This window comes from Niallia nealsonii, assembly GCF_002835805.1.
Classification (GTDB): domain Bacteria; phylum Bacillota; class Bacilli; order Bacillales; family Cytobacillaceae; genus Niallia; species Niallia nealsonii.
On the sequence record NZ_PISE01000056.1, the window covers coordinates 1 to 15474 of the forward strand.

The window sequence follows — 15474 nt, forward strand, 5'->3', positions numbered from 1 at the left end:
TATTCCTTTTTATTATATTAATTGGAGACTTTTAGCTCTTCGCTTATAGCATCTCCCATTGTTTTGGATCGTGCCACAGCTTCTTTCATACAGTTTATAAAGGCAGTTTGCACGTCAAAAGACTCAAGTACTTTAATTCCTGCTTCTGTTGTACCCCCAGGGCTAGTAACATTTTGCCGCAGTTCTAACGGTGATTTTTTGGAAGTTGCCATCATTTCTGCTGCACCTTTTAGCGTTTGTATAATGAGATCATTAGCCATGTCAGGGTCTAAGCCAACTTCTAAAGCACCTTTTTCCATGGCTTCGACAATATAATAAAAATATGCAGGTCCACTCCCAGAAAGGCCTGTTACGGCATCAAGTTTTGTTTCTTCCACAACGGCTGTTAAGCCAACTGTTTGAAAAATATTTAATATTAATTCCATTTGCTTATCTGTAACCGTTTCATTTACTGCAATGCCAGTTGCTGATTTCCCGACAGCAGCAGAAGTGTTTGGCATCGCACGAGCAACCGACAATTTTTTTCCTGCTAAAAGTTCTAGACTTTTAATGCTTACACCAGCAAGTACAGATATGAGCAATGTTTTTTCAGAAAGGTATGCTTGAATACTTCCTACCCCTTGTTTGACATCTTTTGGTTTCATGGCAAGGATTATAACATCTGCGTCTTGCACAAGTTCATCCAGTTCATACGTAAAGTTCACGCCATATTGGCTGTGCAAATAGTTTAACCGTTCTTTATTTGAGTTATTTGTGACAAAGATGTTTTCGTTACTGATCATTTTGCTGCTTATAATTCCTGAGATTAATGCTTCGCTCATGGAGCCTGCACCAATAAAAGCAATTTTTGTCATTTTTTGTCCTCCAATATTAAAAGTAAAATATAGTGAATAAAAAAACCTTTCATCCAAGTAAAGAACGAAAGGTTTTTTTCGTGGTACCACCTTAGTTTTAGCAAACAAGAATGATTTGAATAGTTTATTGTTTGCTACTTTGGTCCGGATAACGACGGAATACGTTTAGGTTTTCCTAACAACTCATAAGGCAGGTTCAATGATAGAGGGACGATGAAGTTTTTCAGCCTAAGAACTCCATTCTCTTTACGTGTCTATCATCTACTAATCTTAGTCATCGTATATTTATTTATTAAATTGCTTTGATTATGCAAAAAAATATGCTTGTCTGTCAAGAGATAAAGAGAAACATGGATAGCGGTAAGAAGGAGAGGAGTAAATGGAAGTGACCACTTGCAAATAGGTGAGATGCTAAGGAAAAAATATTCAAAAAAGACATTGTGTGATAAAACTAATCTTAGGCCCATCTATTTTTGATGGCGGAGTCTTTAAAGTGGTAAGTTTTATTTAGGGAAAAATAATTAGTTGAGGTGATAGATAGATGCAATATTTGCAAAATAAAAATATTGTTATAACAGGTGCATCGTCAGGAATTGGGGAAAAGATTGCACATAATGTAGCTCAATTAGGGGGAAGGCCAATTCTGTTGGCGCGCTCAGATAAAAAGCTTCAAGAAATCTGTGCACAAATTCAGCATACTACAGGTAGGCAAGCAATTTATTATCCTCTAGATGTAAGAGATCAACAACAAATTAAAGAGGTATTTACAAAAATTTACAACGAAGTCGGTTTTATTGATGTGCTGATTAATAATGCGGGATTTGGTGTATTTGATTATTTGCATGAGGCAAATATGACTGATATTAACGGAATGTTTGATGTAAATGTTATTGGGCTGATAGCATGTACACAAGAAGTGCTGCCATCCATGATGGAGCAGAATAAAGGGCATATTATTAATATTGCATCAATTGCCGGCAAACTGGCAACCGCAAAATCAAGTGTTTATTCAGCTACTAAACATGCAGTTTTAGGTTTTACCAATAGTTTAAGAATGGAACTAGCAAACACAAATATTACGATATCTGCTGTGAACCCTGGACCAATTGAAACAAACTTTTTCGCGATTGCTGATAAATCTGGCAGCTATGTTCAAAATGTCCAAAAATATATACTTTCATCTGATGAAGTGGCAAATAAGATTACCAAACTAATGCTAACCAAAAAACGGGAGTTAAACTTGCCGAGATGGATGAATTGGGGAAGCAATCTTTATCATTTATTTCCAGGCATTGCCGATAAACTGATGGGAAAAATACTTTCAAAAAAATAAGCACCCTACTGCAAATAATAATTGGAAAATGAATGTTCTAAATAGATGAATTAAAATGAAACATTAAATTAATATATCCGGATGTCGACAAACGCTGGCTTTCCTCGTTACTCACTGTGTTCGGATGATTATTACCGACCTTGGTAACTTAAACGTTTTCGATCAGCTTGAAGGAGCAGCAAAATGAACTTTGTCTACACTCTGTATTAATATACTGCAGGATTCCCCTAAAAATAAGGAGAATCTGTAACATACCCATAAACAGCATCTTGAACAAGATCGTAAAGAAGGTGATCAGGAGTTTCTTTGTTGTTGCTGCTAATTTTTTGATATAAATATTCATAATCTTGTTCATTGAGAATGGTGCTGTCTGTATGATATTGTTTTAAGGCATTATCAATCATTTTAATAATAAGACTTTTATCCACAACGAATTACCTGCTTTGCATTAATATTTGTAGTTCCTATAAATTTTTCACCACAATAGCATCAATAGAAATTAAATAATAGTAACGATGTCTAAAGTATTATATACTATTATACAATCAAGTTGATATAGTCAATAATGGGAAGTTAGTTTATTCTGTAGAAAGAATAACTTTGCTATATTAGAAAGAAGAGAAGGAAGATGTCGAATGGAAAAAGCAACATTTGCAGGTGGATGTTTTTGGTGTATGGTCACACCATTTGAAGAATTGCCTGGCATACATGGAATTGTTTCAGGATATATGGGAGGAATACTTGAAAACCCTACATATGAACAAGTAAAAACAGGAAAGTCTGGGCATGCGGAAGTAGTGCAAATTACATTTGACTCAGATATTTTTCCGTATGAGAAGTTATTAGAATTATATTGGCCGCAAATTGATCCAACAGATGCAGATGGTCAATTTCAAGATAGAGGTTCTCAATATCGTCCGGTTATTTTTTATCATAATGAAAAACAAAAAAAATTAGCCGAAGAATCAAAACAAATAATTATCAACAGCGGACGATTTAAAAAACCAATTGTAACAGCAATTGAGCCGGCTGTTGCATTTTACGAAGCAGAAGACTATCACCAAGATTATCATAAAAAAAATGAAAAACATTATAAAGAAGATCGAAAACAATCAGGCAGGGATGAATTTATTCAGCAAAATTGGAAGTAAGTCATACAGGCTGTCCTTAAAAATAGTAGGGGCAGCGTATTTTCATAAGCTATCCAAATAAGATTAGTCAATCGTTTTGAATACATATTCGGCAAGAAATTCATCGACAGCTTTTTCATAAACTTCTTTATTTTCATTATACGACTGAGCATGCATACCATTTGCAGCAATTAATAATTTTTTTGGCCCTTTTTTCTTCTCAAATAATTTTTTTGTCATCTCTGACAAGATAAAGTCATCTTTTTCGCTATGAATAAAAAGCATGGGCTTAGTAATTTTATCAATAACACGAATAGGAGATACATCACGAATGGAATATTTTTCTCTTATTTTTAAAAAAAGATCTGCAATAGGCAAAATCATTTTTGCTGGCAGTTTTATTTCAGAAGAAATTAGGTAGCTGATCTCTTCTGAAAAATCGGAAAATGGACAATCTGCAATATAAAAGTCTGCCCCATCTTCTAGCATGCCTGCATATAAAATCATGGTGGCAGCTCCCATTGATTCCCCGTGAATCCCAAGTAAGATATTCTCTCCTTTTTCTTTGCGAACCCAATCTACCACTGCTTTTAAATCATCTTTTTCATAATAGCCAAAGCTTGTTGTTTTCCCTCCAGATTGACCATGGCGGCGATGGTCATAAATAAGAACATTAAATCCTCTTTCTAGAAATAAATTCATATATTTTATAGAATTGATTTTGTTTTCCGTTACACCATGGGAAATAATGATATAGCGATTATTTTTTTTAGGCTCGACGATAACGGCAGTTAAATAATATCCATATGGAGAAAGGATTTTCAGCTCTTGTTTATGGATTTCCTCATAATTGACTGGGTTGATGCGCCCTGCTTCTAATTCTCGATTATAGATAAAGTTTTCTTCCTTTTTTTTCATATACATCAGGCGGTTTGTGCAATAAACGCCAATAGAGGTGAAAAAAAGCATACAAGAGAACAGATAACGGAGAATTTTTTTCATTATTGGCCCCCCTGCAGTAGATTTTTATAAATAATGTTAGTTAATCTATGCTTAATGAATCTGGAAAATTAGCATAGATTTATCCTTCATTAAGGGGCTTTTAATCCCCACCTAAGGGATGATAAGAGAAAACCCCACTGATTGAAGTTTCAGTTTATTTAAAAGAATTAGGATGAATACTATATGCTATTGAAAAAAGCAAAGAAGGTGACCATTTTTTTAAGTACATGTTAAGATAAACAGATGGATTTGTGTTCTTTTTAGAAAATAAAAGAGAATAGAAGGAAAAAGGAAGAGGAAGCAATTCAGTCCTTCTCTCAGGGTGTCGAAAAAGTTGCAAAGCAAAAAATTCAGGTTGAGAGGAGGAAAGGACTTTGTCCTCTTCCCTCCTAACATATTTGCTATTGTTTCGAATTTTGGCGTTTTGTTGGATGAATTGCTTTTTCTACATCTTCTGCTGCGATTGTTGATTTTATGGTCTCAGCATTTGGTTTGCCTGCTTGGCTATAACCCTTTTCTCGTTTTTGACTCATAGACTGTATGCTCCTTTCATTAATAAAAGTTACTATCATAACATAAGTCACAATCTTATTATTTATGCATGCTACATTCTATCTATTAGTTTTTGCTTGATAAAAATCATCCCCATCCTAATCAAGAAAGGAAGTGTACTCTTTTGAGTGACCATCATTTTTATTTGCGGGCAGATTGGAAAGGATTAAGGAATGACGTTGGCACCATTTCTTGCGGAAATTTACAAACAGAAATATCTATTCCACAAGAGATGGATGGACCTGGAGTTGGGACAAACCCTGATGAAATGCTGTTAGGAGCTGCTGCAACTTGTTTTATTATTACACTTGCTGCCATGATGGAAAGAAGCAAGTTGGAGAAGGTAAGTTTAACACTGCAATCGGAAGGAATTGTTGATGTCACAAATGGAGTATTTACCTATAAAAAAATTATCCATCGCCCGAAAATCGTGCTGCCCAAACATGCAACCGAAAAGGAGCGCAGTCTAGCAAGCCGGCTTGCCCATAAAGCAGAAGCTTCGTGCATGATTACAAGAGCGTTAAAGGGAAACGTTGAAATAGCATTAGAAGAAAATATTTTAATTGAAGGGGAATAATGCAAATGAATGGCGTTGCTTGGTTGCAGGCTATGCTAAAATAGGTGTACGATTATTTATGCAAGGTGCGAGGAGGAACTACAATGAAAAATAAACGTAAACAAATAAAAAAGGATAAACAAGATAAACCTGTTACATTAGGCGATTTGCTGAATGAACAATTAACAAAACAATTAAAAGATGTCAAACAAGACTTAAAGGCTAAAGAAGAAGCAGAGTTAAAAGTAGAAGAAGAGAAAAGAAAAGAAGAAAAACGTCTAAGGGAAAAAAATAAATCATTTGAAGAACTATTAAATGAAAATCCTTTAAATTGGAAAGAGTATAAATAAAAGGGAAAAGAGGGGAGCATGATGGTGCAGCAAAAATCAGTGTCTCCCCTCTTTGTTATCATAAAAGATAAAGTCTATCAGGTTATTTTATCGGTGCTGATCATAAAGATTGGTTTTGGTCAGCTTTTTAATGGCTTCTATTTCTTCAAATGACAAAGGTTCACTATTTATTGCTTTTGCATTTTCCACTAGTTGTTCGATGCTGCTTGCTCCGGCAATGACGGATGCAACGGTAGGATTTGCTAAATTATATTGCAGTGCTGCTTCTGTTAAGGTATGCTTATCTGCTACTATTTCTTTCACTTTTGGTAAAATCGTCTGCAGTTCTTCTAAAGAGTAATCTAAATAGCCTTTAACGAGTTTTTTTTGATAGCTTTCACTTAACAAACCTTTAGCAACAGGTCCTCTTGTTACTACGCTAATTCCATTTTTTGCAAGTAGGGAAAGTGCTTCTTCTTCAGGGCGTCTATCTAACATACTGTATTGCATCATAACAGAAACGATGGAAGAATGTTTGATATATTCCTTAATCACATTTGGACGAATCGAAGAGATGCCGTAATAGCGAATAATTCCTTCCTCTTTTAATTCTTCAAAAGCCTCAATGGTTTCTTTGATATTATCTTCCAATGTCCCGCCATGAAGCTGATACAAATCAATATAATCTGTATTTAAGCGTTTTAGGCTTTGTTTGACCGCTTCTTTTATGTAGATTTTGCTTGCATCCCACGTCCAGCCATCTTGTTGCTGATTCCATTTATTTCCTACTTTAGAAGCGATAATAACATTTTCGCGATTTTGTTTAAAAAAGGTTCCTAGAAGTTTTTCATTTTGCCCAATATCATATAAATCAGCTGTATCAAAATAATTAACTCCTTGTTCGATGGCAGCTTCTAAAATGGGAAATGCAGTACGCTCATCTGTTCCAAGGCCCATGCAGCCTAATCCTAATTGGGAAACATAAAGTTCAGAAGATCCTAATTGTGTTTTTTTCAAAAAAAGCACCTCTTTTTTATCATTTATTTCTTATTGTACCGAGGATAAGGGAAGAAGACAAAAAAATCGCTTTATACAATAGCATAATAGCGATCATTTGCTTTTTTTGAAATTTATATTTTTTGTGTTTTCAAATTCAATCCATTCTTTTACATACGTATATTGTTTGCCATATTGTTTAAGAAGATGTTTAATTTCCCAATATTTACCGTAACAGACGATTCCTTTACCATGCAAATAAATTTTCACACATTGCTCCTTTCTTTGTCTTTATGGGAAGAAAAAACGTATAATACATTATATGTAATTACATAATGCAAATAGAACTGACTAGGAGTGTGTCTAAATGAACTTGCAAGAAAAAACAATTAGTACAAAAAAAATCTTTGATGGCAGAATAATTAGTGTTCAAGTAGATGAAGTAGAACTGCCAAATGGCAAAACCTCAACAAGGGAGTTAGTCAAACATCCTGGTGCTGTAGCTGTTATCGCTGTAACAGATGAAGGAAAAATAGTGCTTGTGGAGCAGTACCGAAAACCATTGGAAAAAGAAATTGTTGAGATTCCCGCAGGCAAGTTGGAAAAAGGAGAGAATCCAGAAGTTTGTGCAAAAAGAGAGCTCGAAGAAGAAACTGGCTATGGCTGCGATTCCATAGAATTAGTGTCCTCTTTTTATACATCTCCTGGTTTTGCAGATGAAATTATTCATATTTATGTGGCAAAAGGGCTAAAAAAATTAGAAGATGCTGCAGGGTTAGATGAAGATGAATTTGTGAATTTAATGGAAGTTACATTAGAAGAGGCGTTAGAATTTATCAAGAATCAACGCATTTATGATGCAAAAACTATTTATGCTATTCAATATTTGCAGCTTGCTTTAGGCCGTACAAAATAATGAAGCGCTTTTTTGCAGATTTGCATATCCATATTGGCCGTACAAAAAGTGGCAAGCCAGTAAAAATTACAGGGGCCAAAAGCTTAACTTTCGATCATATTATTCAATATGCAAAATTTCAAAAAGGCTTAGATGTGATAGGGATTATTGATTCCCATTCACCGGAAGTACTAGCTGAAATAGAAGGAAAAATAATGGAAGGGCATCTTGTCCCTAAATTTGGCGGCGGCTTAGATATGGATGGGTTAACGATTCTTTTAGGATCAGAATTGGAGATATATGATGAGAATTGCCAAGGACCTGTGCATGTATTAGTTTTTTTTCCTACGATTGAAAAGATGAAAGAGTTTTCTAGCTGGCTTTCTCACTTTTTGAAAAATATTACATTAAGTTCCCAAAGAGTGTATGTAACAGGAGTAGAGCTACAGCAAAAGGTAAAAGGCATGGGTGGTTTATTTATACCAGCACATATTTTTACTCCTTTTAAAAGTCTTTATGGAAGTGGCGTAAGTAGGTCACTAACTGAAATATTTCAACCTGATTTAATAGATGCTGTAGAAATAGGTCTCAGTGCAGATACTCATATGGCGGATTCCATAGAAGAACTTCATCGTTATTCTTATTTGACGAATTCAGATGCCCATTCCCTTGCCAAAATGGCGAGAGAGTACCAAATCATCGAAATGGAAGAAGCTTCTTTTGTTGAGTTTGAAAAAGTGCTGAAAAATCAAGGTGGCAGACGAATTGTTGCCAATTATGGACTAGATCCCGTTTTAGGAAAATACCATGAAACAGTTTGTGCAAAGTGTTTTCATCCGTTAAAACAAGTTGGAGAAATATGCTCGGTTTGTGGGAGCAAAAAAGGAATTAAAGGCGTTGCTTCTAGAATAAAGGAATTGTCTAATAGTAAAACGGAAATAGCAAGGCCTCCCTATATTCATCAAGTGCCTCTTGAATTTATACCGGGGCTTGGCAAAAAAACGCTAGAAAAGCTGTTATCTTATTTTTCCACAGAAATGCAGATCATTCATGAAGTGCCAGAAGAAAAGTTAAAAACTGTTATACCTGAAAAAGTAGCGGAGTATATTGTTGCTGCAAGAATAGGAAAACTATTATTTTCTGTTGGCGGCGGTGGAAAATATGGGAAAATAGATAAGCGCACTTTTGGTGAAAATAGCAAGTGAATGTAAAGTGCTAATCCTTATTCGACGAAAGGATTAGCACTTTTTTTGTTTATAAGAATTTCTGAAAGAATTTTTTGTGGGATAAATTTAATAGAAAAAATACTAGATTATCTGTCATATGGTTTTTGCTTTCGCATAGAATAGACTAACTGATTTAGTAGGGGGAAGGGCAATGAAAAATAGAAAAAAAAAATATCAGAACATGATAGCTAATCATTTTCGGGAACATTCCTCAATCTATTTATTTATCATCGTTTTGTTTCTTATGGGAGTTATTTTTGGTGCTGTAGTCGTAAATAGTTTAACATTGACGCAAAAGGAAGACTTATATTATTATCTATCCCAATTTTTCAGCCAAGTTTCAAATGGAAAAGTAGCAGACAGCGAAGATTTATTTATTCAAAGTTTTTCCCACAACAGTAAATTTATCGGTTTAATGTGGCTTTTGGGAATATCGATTATTGGACTGCCAGTTATATTAATTCTATTATTTATTAAAGGCATGGTAGTTGGATTTACTGTTGGATTTTTAGTAAATCAAATGGGATGGCATGGATTTTTATTGTCCTTTGTGTCAGTTTTGCCACAAAATATAATTGTTATTCCAATTTTTATTATTTCTGCTACACTATCAGTAGCATTCTCTTTTAAAATGATTAGACAGCAGTTTATTAAAAGAATGGGAGAACCGATTTTGCCATTATTTGCAAGGTATACGTTTTTATTAATTATTGCTTTTGTATTTTTAGCAATCTCTTCTGGAGTGGAAGCATATGTTTCACCAGTATTAATGAAGTCGATTATAAAAATGGTAGAAGCTTTTATTATACCTGCAGCTATTTAGTGATAAAAAGGAAGAAAGAGAAAGAATCGTTGATTGTAATAATTTTAATATAAAAATAATTTTTAATTCTTATTTATAATTATTTTTATTAGGATTCTTTTCCTACTTCTGTTATAATGAGAAGGACAGTGGTTAGGGAGGGACTTTCGGAATGGAAAGTAGAATTGATAGAATAAAAAAACTGTTGCACTCATCGAGCTATAAATTGACTCCCCAACGGGAAGCAACAGTAAGAGTACTGCTAGAGAATGAAGAAGACCACTTAAGTGCAGAAGATGTATACCTCCTTGTAAAAGAGAAGTCTCCCGAAATTGGATTAGCAACCGTTTATCGTACATTAGAATTACTGACTGAACTTAAAATAGTAGATAAAATAAATTTCGGAGATGGTGTTTCAAGATACGATTTGCGACAAGAAGGTGCAGCACACTTTCACCATCATTTAGTGTGTATAGAGTGTGGAGCTGTGGATGAGATTCAAGAGGATTTATTAGGAGATGTAGAAACAGTAGTAGAACGTGATTGGAATTTTAAAATAAAAGATCATCGTTTAACATTCCATGGAATATGCCATCGCTGTACGGAAAAAAGTGAAGAAGCGGCTGAGGAATAAAACCTTTTCTTTTTAGAGAAGGTTTTTTGCATTGTTTAGAGAGAAAAGTCTATTTAATAGGTATAAAACATGTCCAAACTGGCATAGCTTTTATAAAGATGTTAGTTTGGAGGAAATATAGATGGTACAATGGTCAAAGATGGTATTTCGAACCATTAAAGTATTTCTTTTATTTACTGGATGCACGATTGTTTTTTATTATGCACTTTTATGGTTTAATGAAGAATATCAAGAACTTCATCGTTATGATGAACCAGAAGGCACAGCGGTCAAAGTAAATAGTTCGGTAGGGAACGAAGAAGATTTATCTTGGAAGGATCGAATAGTATTGTTTTATTTAAATGGGGAGTAATGGCAATGGAAGATCAGATGAAAGATTTTATGCATTTTTTGTTGGTGGAAAAAGGACTGGCAAAAAATACACTAATATCATATGAACGAGATTTAAAGGCATATGGCAAACATATTCAAAAGGTAGAAAAATGTACACTACAGGAAATTACCCGTGTGCATATTGTCCGTTTTTTGGCTTTTTTGAAGGATCAAGGAAAATCTTCAAAAACTATCGCAAGGCATATTGCTTCAATAAGAGCATTTCACCAATTTTTATTAAGAGATCGGGTGTTAGAGAGCGATCCGACTGTACATATTGAAACACCACAAAAAGAACGGACATTGCCTAAAGTATTGTCTATGGAAGATGTAGAACATTTGCTTGAGGCACCACAAATCGTTGATCACTATGGAAAACGGGATAAAGCGATGCTAGAGCTTTTATATGCAACAGGAATACGGGTTAGTGAATTGATTAATTTAAATAAAGAAGATGTGAACTTAACCATGGGTTTTGTTCGCTGTATCGGCAAAGGGAATAAGGAGCGGATTATTCCCATTGGGGGAGCGGCAACACGTGCTCTAACTTTATATTTAGAAGAAGGTCGTGCTCTATTTGTGCATAAGAATTATCAGGATGATAGCCTTTTTTTAAACCATCATGGAAAAAGGCTGACAAGGCAAGGCTTTTGGAAAATATTAAAACGTCTCGGCCGCGATGCAAACATAGAGAAAGAAATTACCCCACATACATTAAGGCATTCCTTTGCCACTCATTTATTGGAAAATGGTGCAGATTTGCGGGCAGTCCAAGAAATGTTAGGACATGCAGATATATCAACTACACAAATCTACACACATTTAACGAAAACAAGATTAAAGGATGTTTATACAAAGTTTCATCCTAGAGCATAAAAATTTAATTCCTGTCTGATGGCAGGTTTTTTTATTGGAGAAAGAAAAAGAGAAGCGGCGGCGAATAAAGAGAGTGTGAAGGAGAATGAACAAAGAACACCATTAAAAAAGAGATAGTGTCCCGATTGATTTATGAATAAAAATGCGCAAAAACGGCAAATTTCATCAGAAAAGCTGCCGTAATTGATAAGGTAGGAATGTTTTTAATAAAAGGCTGTTTCGTAAACTTTGTTGCTTTTAAAGAAGCAGGTTGATTTTCGTTTCAGGATGCTGGCTTTCCGGGGGACGGGCGATGAGCCTCCTCGGCGTACCGCCTGCGGGATTTCACCTGTCCCGCTAATCCCACAGGAGTCTCGCACCTTTCACCCCAATCCACTGTTTTAACTCATGGAAACTATCCGAAAAACAACAATCTTTTAGAAAACAGCCTAATAAAAAGATGTCAGACTTCTGACGATATGCTATAATTTTTTTGTTGAAAGCAGTAATGGTGGGGCAACATAAAGGGGAAAATACATACTAGGAGGTTAGATTAATGTCATTATATACATATAAACGAATATTCCTGATTGTGATGGATTCAGTTGGGATTGGCGAAGCGCCTGATGCAGAAAAATTTGGTGATTTAGGCTCTCATACATTAGGGCATATTGCTGAAAAAATGAATGGTCTTCATATGCCGAATATGGGAAGATTAGGTTTAAGCAATATTGAAGAAATTCAAGGAATAAAAAAAGCAGAAAAGCCGCTTGCTTATTATACAAAAATGCAAGAAGCTTCAAATGGAAAAGATACAATGACTGGTCATTGGGAAATAATGGGGTTGCATATTGAGACACCGTTTAAAGTATTTCCAGACGGATTTCCAGATGAACTTCTGCAAACGATTGAAGAAAAAACGGGCAGAAAGATTATTGGTAATAAACCGGCAAGTGGTACAGAAATTCTTGATGAATTAGGGGAAGAGCATATCAAAACAGGTGCGCTGATTGTCTATACATCCGCTGATTCTGTATTGCAAATAGCAGCACATGAAGAAATTGTTCCATTAGAAGAATTATATAAAATATGTGAACTTGCAAGAGAGTTAACCCTTGATGAAAAATATATGGTAGGCAGAATTATCGCAAGACCTTTTGTTGGAGAACCAGAAAACTTTAAACGTACAGCAAATAGACATGATTATGCATTAAAGCCATTTGATCGTACGGTGATGAATGAGTTAAAAGATAATAAACTTGATTGTATTGCTATTGGCAAAATTTCTGATATATATGACGGGGAAGGGGTAACTCAATCTTTACGTACTGTTTCCAATATGGATGGCATGGATAAGCTTGTAGAAACACTGCAAATGGATTTTACAGGTTTAAGTTTTTTAAATTTAGTAGATTTTGATGCACTTTTTGGCCATCGCAGAGATCCTTTAGGCTACGGGAAAGCATTAGAAGAATTTGATGCAAGACTTCCAGAAGTTTTCGATCTTTTACAAGAAGATGATTTATTGATTATTACAGCAGACCATGGAAATGATCCCGTTCATCATGGAACAGACCATACAAGAGAATATGTACCGCTAATCGTTTATAATAAGAAAATCAATGAAGGAAAAGAGCTTCCACTAAGACAGACATTTGCAGATATTGGGGCGACTGTAGCAGAAAACTTTTCTGTGAATATGCCAAAATTTGGTGCGAGTTTTTTGAAAGAGATAAACTAAGGAGAGATGAGAATGAACTACACAACGATAAAACAATCAGCAGATTTTTTAAAACAAAAATACGAGAATCTTCCTAAAATTGGATTGATTTTAGGATCAGGATTAGGTGTATTAGCAGAAGAAATAGAAAATGCAGTGAAAATACCATACAGTGACATACCTGAATTCCCTGTTTCTACTGTAGAAGGACATGCTGGGCAATTAGTATTTGGTACAATTGATGGAGTAGAAGTAGTTGCCATGCAGGGGCGCTTTCATTATTATGAAGGATATTCTTTTGAAAAGGTGACATTTCCTGTGCGTGTAATGAAAGAGTTAGGTGTGGAAACATTAATTGTTACAAATGCCGCTGGAGGTGTTAATGAAACATTCTCTCCAGGAAATTTAATGTTAATATCAGATCATATCAATAATATGGGGACAAACCCTTTGATTGGTCCAAATGATAATAAATTAGGTGCGCGTTTCCCAGACATGTCAGAAGCATACTGTAAAAATTTAAGAGCCATGGCTCGAAATGTAGCAGAAAAAATCGGTTTGACTATTCAAGAAGGAGTATATGTCGGCAATACAGGCCCATCTTATGAAACTCCTGCAGAAGTAAAAATGCTTCGAGTATTAGGTGGCGATGCGGTTGGAATGTCCACTGTTCCAGAAGTGATTGTAGCTAGACATGCTGGCATGAAAGTACTTGGAATTTCTTGCATTTCCAATATGGCAGCAGGAATTCTTAATCAGCCATTAAATCATGAAGAAGTAATTGAGACAACAGAAAAAGTAAAAGCAGATTTTCTTTCTTATATAAAAGAGCTTATTAAAGAAATTGGGAAGTAGTCTTTATCAAAGGGGATGCTGTGATGAGTTTTCGAATGGTCGATTTAATCGAAAAGAAAAGAGACGGTAATGAACTGGCAGAGCAAGAGATTTCTTTTATCATAAATGGCTATACAGATGAATCGATTCCTGACTATCAAATGAGTGCTTTTACAATGGCTGTTTTTTTTCAGGGAATGACAGAAAAAGAAAGAGCGGATTTAACCATGGCAATGGTTCACTCTGGTGATGTCATTGATTTATCAGAAATTGCAGGCATAAAAGTCGATAAGCATTCCACCGGGGGCGTTGGCGATACGACGACATTAGTACTAGGTCCGCTCGTCGCATCACTTGGTGTACCAGTTGCGAAAATGTCCGGTCGAGGATTAGGGCATACTGGTGGAACCATCGATAAGCTAGAGTCTGTTAAGGGATTTCATGTCGAAATAGATAAAGAAGAGTTCATCGACCTTGTGAATAAAAATAAGGTAGCAGTTATTGGCCAAAGTGGCAACTTAACGCCAGCAGATAAAAAGCTTTATGCACTCCGTGATGTTACCGCAACTGTAAACAGCATTCCACTAATCGCCAGCAGCATTATGAGCAAAAAAATTGCTGCAGGTGCAGATGCCATTTGTTTAGATGTAAAAACAGGCGCTGGCGCATTTATGAAAACCTTGGAAGATTCTAGAGAACTTGCCAGTGCAATGGTTTCTATCGGAAATAACGTTGGCAGAAAAACAATAGCAGTTATTTCTGATATGAGTCAACCCCTTGGATTTGCAATAGGAAATGCGCTGGAAGTGAAAGAAGCCATTGATACGCTACAAGGAAATGGCCCAGAAGATTTGACGGAATTATGCCTAACACTTGGTAGTCATATGGTATTTTTGGCAGAAAAAGCAGATTCCATTGAAGAAGCACGAAAAATGCTAGAAGGAGCAATAAAAAACGGCAAAGCATTGGAGACATTTAAGCTATTCTTACGTTCCCAAGGTGGAGACGCAGCAGTTGTTGACAATCCAGAATGGCTGCCTGCTGCCAAATATGTGATCGAACTTTCTGCCAAAGAATCTGGTTATATATCAGAAATTACGGCAGACAGCATTGGAACAGCAGCAATGATACTTGGTGCTGGACGCGCAACCAAAGAATCAGAAATCGATCTTGCTGTTGGTTTAATTCTCCGCAAAAAAATTGGAGACAGGGTAGAAGCTGGCGAATCTCTTGTAACGATTTACAGCAATACAGAAAATGTAGAAGATGTAAAAAATCGATTATATAAGCATATTAAAATTTCAGCTGCAGAGGTGAAAGCTCCAGCGTTGATTTATGAAGTGATTACTGGGTAAATGAAAAATTAAGATAAAGGCTAGGCGCC

19 protein-coding genes and 1 other annotated feature are annotated in these 15474 nt (G+C 35.4%); of the genes, 13 read left to right on the plus strand and 6 right to left on the minus strand.

What is annotated here, in order from left to right; genetic code table 11:
• Nucleotides 1-17 precede the first annotated feature (17 nt).
• Nucleotides 18-854, minus strand: a complete 837-nt coding sequence (gene proC, locus CWS01_RS20120) for a pyrroline-5-carboxylate reductase (protein ID WP_101178985.1) — start codon at nt 852-854, stop codon at nt 18-20.
• 57 nt (nt 855-911) lie between these two features.
• Nucleotides 912-1141 (minus strand) — a binding site (T-box leader).
• A 254-nt stretch (nt 1142-1395) separates the two neighbouring features.
• Between proC and CWS01_RS20125 the strand changes: the two genes are divergently transcribed.
• Complete coding sequence (locus CWS01_RS20125; protein ID WP_101178986.1) at nt 1396-2187, plus strand: SDR family NAD(P)-dependent oxidoreductase; 792 nt, start codon at nt 1396-1398, stop codon at nt 2185-2187.
• A 227-nt stretch (nt 2188-2414) separates the two neighbouring features.
• Here the strand turns inward: CWS01_RS20125 and CWS01_RS20130 are convergent, their stop codons facing one another.
• On the minus strand, nt 2415-2615 hold the full coding sequence (locus CWS01_RS20130) for a YqzH family protein (RefSeq protein ID WP_101178987.1): 201 nt from the start codon (nt 2613-2615) through the stop codon (nt 2415-2417).
• A 207-nt stretch (nt 2616-2822) separates the two neighbouring features.
• Between CWS01_RS20130 and msrA the strand changes: the two genes are divergently transcribed.
• Nucleotides 2823-3338 carry a peptide-methionine (S)-S-oxide reductase MsrA gene (gene msrA, locus CWS01_RS20135; protein WP_101178988.1) on the plus strand — a complete coding sequence of 172 codons (516 nt, stop codon included), beginning with the start codon at nt 2823-2825 and terminating at the stop codon, nt 3336-3338.
• A gap of 63 nt (nt 3339-3401) precedes the next feature.
• Here msrA and CWS01_RS20140 read toward each other — a convergent pair whose 3' ends face one another.
• Nucleotides 3402-4319 carry an alpha/beta hydrolase gene (locus tag CWS01_RS20140; protein WP_101178989.1) on the minus strand — a complete coding sequence of 306 codons (918 nt, stop codon included), beginning with the start codon at nt 4317-4319 and terminating at the stop codon, nt 3402-3404.
• A gap of 401 nt (nt 4320-4720) precedes the next feature.
• Nucleotides 4721-4852, minus strand: a complete 132-nt coding sequence (locus CWS01_RS23255) for a hypothetical protein (protein WP_268877092.1) — start codon at nt 4850-4852, stop codon at nt 4721-4723.
• Between the two features lie 143 nt (nt 4853-4995).
• Between CWS01_RS23255 and CWS01_RS20145 the strand changes: the two genes are divergently transcribed.
• Nucleotides 4996-5448 carry an OsmC family protein gene (locus tag CWS01_RS20145; protein ID WP_101178990.1) on the plus strand — a complete coding sequence of 151 codons (453 nt, stop codon included), beginning with the start codon at nt 4996-4998 and terminating at the stop codon, nt 5446-5448.
• 83 nt (nt 5449-5531) lie between these two features.
• Nucleotides 5532-5777, plus strand: a complete 246-nt coding sequence (locus CWS01_RS20150; RefSeq protein WP_101178991.1) for a YqkE family protein — start codon at nt 5532-5534, stop codon at nt 5775-5777.
• Between the two features lie 87 nt (nt 5778-5864).
• Here CWS01_RS20150 and CWS01_RS20155 read toward each other — a convergent pair whose 3' ends face one another.
• Entirely contained in the window at nt 5865-6773 is a 909-nt protein-coding gene (locus tag CWS01_RS20155; RefSeq protein WP_101178992.1) for an aldo/keto reductase, read from the minus strand.
• A 93-nt stretch (nt 6774-6866) separates the two neighbouring features.
• A complete protein-coding gene (gene mciZ, locus CWS01_RS20160) occupies nt 6867-7022 on the minus strand; it encodes a Z-ring formation inhibitor MciZ (RefSeq protein WP_101178993.1) in 156 nt (51 codons plus the stop codon).
• Nucleotides 7023-7119: 97 nt separating this feature from the next.
• Between mciZ and CWS01_RS20165 the strand changes: the two genes are divergently transcribed.
• The 9 genes from CWS01_RS20165 to CWS01_RS20205 all read left to right on the plus strand — a co-directional run bounded on the left by CWS01_RS20165 (nt 7120) and on the right by CWS01_RS20205 (nt 15445).
• Complete coding sequence (locus CWS01_RS20165; protein WP_101178994.1) at nt 7120-7668, plus strand: NUDIX hydrolase; 549 nt, start codon at nt 7120-7122, stop codon at nt 7666-7668.
• Entirely contained in the window at nt 7668-8852 is a 1185-nt protein-coding gene (locus tag CWS01_RS20170; RefSeq protein WP_101178995.1) for an endonuclease Q family protein, read from the plus strand. The genes CWS01_RS20165 and CWS01_RS20170 overlap by 1 nt, the downstream gene beginning before the upstream one ends.
• A gap of 172 nt (nt 8853-9024) precedes the next feature.
• Complete coding sequence (spoIIM, locus tag CWS01_RS20175) at nt 9025-9696, plus strand: stage II sporulation protein M (RefSeq protein ID WP_101178996.1); 672 nt, start codon at nt 9025-9027, stop codon at nt 9694-9696.
• A gap of 151 nt (nt 9697-9847) precedes the next feature.
• A complete protein-coding gene (gene fur, locus CWS01_RS20180) occupies nt 9848-10309 on the plus strand; it encodes a ferric iron uptake transcriptional regulator (protein WP_101178997.1) in 462 nt (153 codons plus the stop codon).
• A gap of 121 nt (nt 10310-10430) precedes the next feature.
• On the plus strand, nt 10431-10661 hold the full coding sequence (locus CWS01_RS20185; RefSeq protein ID WP_101178998.1) for a YqzK family protein: 231 nt from the start codon (nt 10431-10433) through the stop codon (nt 10659-10661).
• 5 nt (nt 10662-10666) lie between these two features.
• Nucleotides 10667-11557: a site-specific tyrosine recombinase XerD gene (gene xerD / locus CWS01_RS20190; protein WP_101179002.1), complete on the plus strand. Its 891-nt coding sequence runs from the start codon at nt 10667-10669 to the stop codon at nt 11555-11557.
• A gap of 535 nt (nt 11558-12092) precedes the next feature.
• Nucleotides 12093-13277 carry a phosphopentomutase gene (deoB, locus tag CWS01_RS20195; RefSeq protein WP_101178999.1) on the plus strand — a complete coding sequence of 395 codons (1185 nt, stop codon included), beginning with the start codon at nt 12093-12095 and terminating at the stop codon, nt 13275-13277.
• A gap of 12 nt (nt 13278-13289) precedes the next feature.
• Complete coding sequence (locus CWS01_RS20200; protein WP_101179000.1) at nt 13290-14111, plus strand: purine-nucleoside phosphorylase; 822 nt, start codon at nt 13290-13292, stop codon at nt 14109-14111.
• Nucleotides 14112-14134: 23 nt separating this feature from the next.
• The gene (locus CWS01_RS20205; protein WP_101179001.1) at nt 14135-15445 is read left to right on the plus strand and encodes a pyrimidine-nucleoside phosphorylase; all 1311 of its coding nucleotides are present in this window, start codon (nt 14135-14137) and stop codon (nt 15443-15445) included.
• The last annotated feature ends 29 nt before the right edge of the window (nt 15446-15474 follow it).